3 protein-coding genes are annotated in these 4,168 nt (G+C 71.6%); all 3 read right to left on the bottom strand.

Annotation, left to right across the window (positions count from 1 at the left end; translation table 11 throughout):
- Positions 1-75 precede the first annotated feature (75 nt).
- The gene (locus CCN44_RS40790; RefSeq protein WP_059246954.1) at positions 76-537 is read right to left on the bottom strand and encodes a hypothetical protein; all 462 of its coding nucleotides are present in this window, start codon (positions 535-537) and stop codon (positions 76-78) included.
- Positions 538-631: 94 nt separating this feature from the next.
- Positions 632-1,408, bottom strand: a complete 777-nt coding sequence (locus CCN44_RS40785; RefSeq protein WP_107502174.1) for a polysaccharide lyase family 7 protein — start codon at positions 1,406-1,408, stop codon at positions 632-634.
- A gap of 103 nt (positions 1,409-1,511) precedes the next feature.
- Positions 1,512-4,168 (bottom strand): glycoside hydrolase family 31 protein (locus CCN44_RS40780; RefSeq protein ID WP_414820554.1); only part of this gene is annotated, 2,657 nt, incomplete at its 5' end.

The raw sequence follows: 4,168 nt of genomic DNA, 5'->3' as shown, positions 1-4,168 counted from the left end.
GCGCGCCCCGCGGGGCGCGCCCGGGTGACGCCCCGGCCGGGACGCCGGTCCGGCCCGGATCGCCGGGCCGGACCGTCAGTCCCAGAGCGGATACGTCATGACCTGCTTGAAGCCCTCCGGGCGGTCTTCCGGATAGGTGAGGCTCATCCGGTCGTAGCGCTGGACCTCGGGGTGCTTCTTCCAGGACGTGGCGCCGTCGAGGCGGACGGTCACCGGATAGGAGCGGAAGGTGCCGGCCGCGCAGTACGGCTTGCAGTCGTTGACCATGTTCACGCCCTCGGCGGTCGCCCCGTCCGGACCCCACTCGGACCAGCGGAGTCCGGTGAGCCGGCTGTTGCCGTCGCCGCAGGCCAGGATGAAGTCGTCGGGGCGCACGGTTTGCTGCCACAGGCAGTCGACCAGGACGGGCTGCGACGCGCCGGTCCGGGAGGGCGCCGGGGCGGTGGGTGGCGGACTGGCCGTGGCCGTGGTCATGGCCGCTGTGAGCAGGGCTCCTGCCGCGAGGGTGACCGCCGTACCCACCACTGATCCGCGCATGGCCGCTCCCGCCCGTCGTGCCGTGTCCGACCGCGTGCACCCGACGCTACGACCGTCCCGCCGTTCGCACCAGTCGCGCAGGTCGGGCCGCGTGTCAGCCGTGCGCGACGGTCAGGCCGTAGAACGCCACGCGGGCGCCCTTCGTGGTGCTGTCCGAGGAGGACTGGTTGTAGGAGCCGGCCTTGAAGTACTGCTTGTAGGGCTTGAAGGTGGACGGGATGGCGTAGTGGGTGGTGGTGCCGTTCACGGTCAGGTCGATGGTGTTCCCGCCCGAGACGGCGAGGGTGTAGCTCCAGGTCTTGCCGACGGGCACGTGTCCGACGGGATGCAGCGTCTGGCCGCCGGCCGGGGAGTCCTCGGTGCCGAGGACGATGTCCCCGTTCGCGCGGTAGTACAGCTCCACCAGCGGCTTGGTGGAGGTGCCGCCGGAGCCGAGGTGGATCTGGCCGACGCAGACGTTCTTGGTCACGGACACCACGCGCAGGGTGGCGCTCATCCGGTGGCTGCCGCTGAGCGCCCAGTCGGCGGGCGAGCCGTTGCGGTTCATCTCGCGCAGCTCGGAGCGGGCGTACTTGGAGTTCGGGGTGGTGACGCCCTTCTCGGGCGCCCAGAAGGTCATCGCGCCGTCGCGGGTGTCGGTGTAGAAGTACGCGTCCTGGTAGCCGTTCGCGCCCTGGAGCCGGGACGACGGGACGGTGGTGGGCTTGCCGGGGGAGCCGACGGGCTCCTGGAGCTGCCAGACGGACAGGTCGAAGTTGCCGCCGGGCGCGACACGCGGGTCGGCCGCGTCCGCGCCGGCGGTGCCGAGGGCGGTGAGGGCAAGGGCGAGGGCCACCGTGGTGGTCGCTGTGAGGAGCCGTGATCGGGTCATGTGGGGGGTCCCTTCGTCGGACCGGATGCGTTCAGCATGGTGAACGCTGAACGCATCCTTGGTCATCGATGACCCGAGAAGCTAAAGGTCTGAACCAGACACGTCAAGAGCCCGCGGCCGTGCCCGTCCGGTTCCGCTCCGGGCCGGCCAGCCGCAGCGTGAACCCGCGGTCCAGCGGCAGACTCGGGGTGCGGACCGTGGTGACCCGGGTGCCGGCGTCGTACGACCAGGCGCTGCGTGGCAGTGGACGCCCGTCGAGCAGGACCCGCGCGGGTGCCGTGCCGCCGTGCACGGTGAACCGGTACGTCCGGGCGTCCACCTTGCCCGCGTAGTCGCCCCGGCTCGCGCCGACCGTCACGGTCGTGCCCCGGGCGTCGCCGCGCATCGACACCCGCTGGGTGGCCGCCGCCCCCTTGGTGAAGTCACGGGTGACGCCGTCGTCCTCGTACAGCGTGTAATGGCCGGTGCCGCGCGCGGCCGGGTACAGGTCCCAGTCCAGCTCGTGCCGGTCGCGGGTCTGCCAACTCGTCGTCCCTTCCGGCCACATGGGCACGATCGCGCCCTCGCGCACGAACAGCGGGAGGGTGTCCAGCGGGGCGTGGTAGCCGTTGACCGTGGTCGGGCCCTGATAAGTGCGGCCGGTCCAGTAGTCGGTCCAGGTGCCCTTCGGCAGATAGATGCCGTCGCGGGTGTCCGCGTCCTCGTAGACCGGCGCGACCAGGAAGTCCGGCCCGGACAGGAACTCGTACTTCGCCTGCGCGCCCAGGGTGCCCGGGTCGTCCGGGTACTCCAGCCACAGCGGACGCACCGCGCCCACGCCCGTCCGCGCCGCCTGGGCGGACAGGGTGTACATGTACGGCAGCAGCCGCTCCTTCAGCTGGAGGTACTTCCGGTTGATCGAGGTGTACGGCTCGCCGTCCCGCCACGGCTGCTGGTCGGCGGGCTTGCCGGTGGTGAGGTCGGTGGCCCAGCCGTCCATCGTCATGATGGCCGGCAGGAACGCCTTCCACTGCAGGTCTCGGGCGTACATCCGGGCGTCGTGGCGGTAGATGCTGCCGACGTCACCGGTGTTGTAGGCGATCCCGGACATCGTCGCCCCGGCGTACGTCGGGATCTGCCAGCGGATGTAGTCCCAGGACAGCTTCTGGTCGCCGCTCCACAGCACCCCGCAGCGCTGGGCACCCGCCCAGGACACCGGCAGCCAGACGAAGCCGCGCGCGTCGCTGTTGTCCTCGATGCCCCGCTTGGCCGCGTCACAGGCGTCCAGCGCGAACTTGTAGCCGTTGCCCACCCAGGCGACGTCCAGCTTGGCCACCCGCTGGCCCGCCCTGACCTGGTCGGCGAGCTTGTCGATGCCGTCCTCGGTCCACAGGCCGAGCTGCGCGTGACGGTCCTGGAGGCCCTTGACGGTCTGCTCCAGGTTCTCGTACCCGCAGCCGTACCCGTCGTTGACCAGCATCCAGCCGAGCGGCATCCGGTGCTCTGCGTAGCCGTCGGCGATCTTCAGCGCGTCCAGGGTGTGCCGCTCGCCCCGGTTGGCGTTGTGCAGGTAGCAGTCGGAGTCGCCCGGTTCCAGCCCGTACACCGGCGGCATGAACGGCCTGCCCACCAGCGCCGTGTACTTGCCGATCACCTGCTTGGCGTCGCCGAGGAAGTAGTAGGCGTCCAGGCGCCGTTCCTGCTGTCCGGTCGTCACCGGCGCCCCGAAGGTGTACACGCCCGGCGCGAAGGTGTTGCGGAAGACGCCGTAGCCCGCGCTGGAGAGGTAGAAGGGCTGGGAGTTGTTGTAGCCGCCCTCGTTCCAGTCGAAGCTGTTCGCCACGTACATCGTCCGGCCGCGGTGCGAGAAGCTGCCGTTCTGCTCGCCGCCGCCGAAGAACTGCTCGTCCGCGCCCCGCGTGAGGCTCTGCCGCATCCCGCCGGTGGACCAGCGCAGCGGTTTGTCCTCCTGCCAGATCCGGGTGCGGTTGTCGGGCCGGTACAGGCCGAACCGCAGCGGCTTCTTGTACACGCGCAGCACGGCCTCGGGGGACCGGATGCCGTAGTAGTCGCCCGCGTCGAAGGACGAGGTGTGCCGCTGGAGCGCGGGTCGCCGGCGCACGATGGCGGTGCCGGCCGGATCGCTGAGCGAGCCCGAGGGGTCGGCCTGGAGCCGGAGCTGACCGCCCTTCAGGAAGTCGGCCCGCGCGGTCAGCCGCCCGGCGCCGATGGCGTAGCTGCCGGCACCGCCCGAGAACGACGTGAGGTCCCCGGCGTCCGTGGTCGCGGGCAGATAGGCGGTGCCGGTGAAGGAGTTGTCGTGCACGGCGTACGGCACCACGAGCACGTGGTAGGTGCCCGACGCCCGCGGGATCACCGTGGCCTCCGGGTCGGCGGTGCCCGCGCTGGAGGCGACCTGCTTGCCGCGGTCGTCGTAGACGTACAGGTCGAAGTCGTCCGCGGGGCGCTCCCATCCGATCGACAGCGGGACGCCGCCCTCGGGGTTGTCGTCCCAGTAGCCGTCCGGCACCGAGACCGTCAGGTCGAAGCGGTGGCAGACCGTGCCGCCGGGGTCGGTGGCGGCGTCGGGGCACTTCTCGGGGCCGCCGCCGGTGCCCTTGGCGTAGACCGGGCTCTGCCAGCTGACGCTGCTGTGAGCGGGGTCCAGTACGGCGCCTGCCGCGGTGGCGGCGGCCCGGGCCGGGGCCGGGGCGGCGAGCAGGGTCCCGGCCAGGACGCCCGCCACCCCCAGCGGTGTCCAGGCCGGCCACGGCACACGGT

The organism is Streptomyces tricolor (genome assembly GCF_002155905.1).
Lineage (GTDB): Bacteria > Actinomycetota > Actinomycetes > Streptomycetales > Streptomycetaceae > Streptomyces > Streptomyces tricolor.
This window is presented reverse-complemented; position numbering and strand designations above follow the sequence as displayed.

Excerpts from the sequence above, each read along its gene's own strand:
- CCN44_RS40790 (WP_059246954.1), bottom strand. The coding sequence starts at position 537 with ATGCGCGGATCAGTGGTGGGTACGGCGGTCACCCTCGCGGCAGGAGCC.
- CCN44_RS40785 (WP_107502174.1), bottom strand. The coding sequence starts at position 1,408 with ATGACCCGATCACGGCTCCTCACAGCGACCACCACGGTGGCCCTCGCC.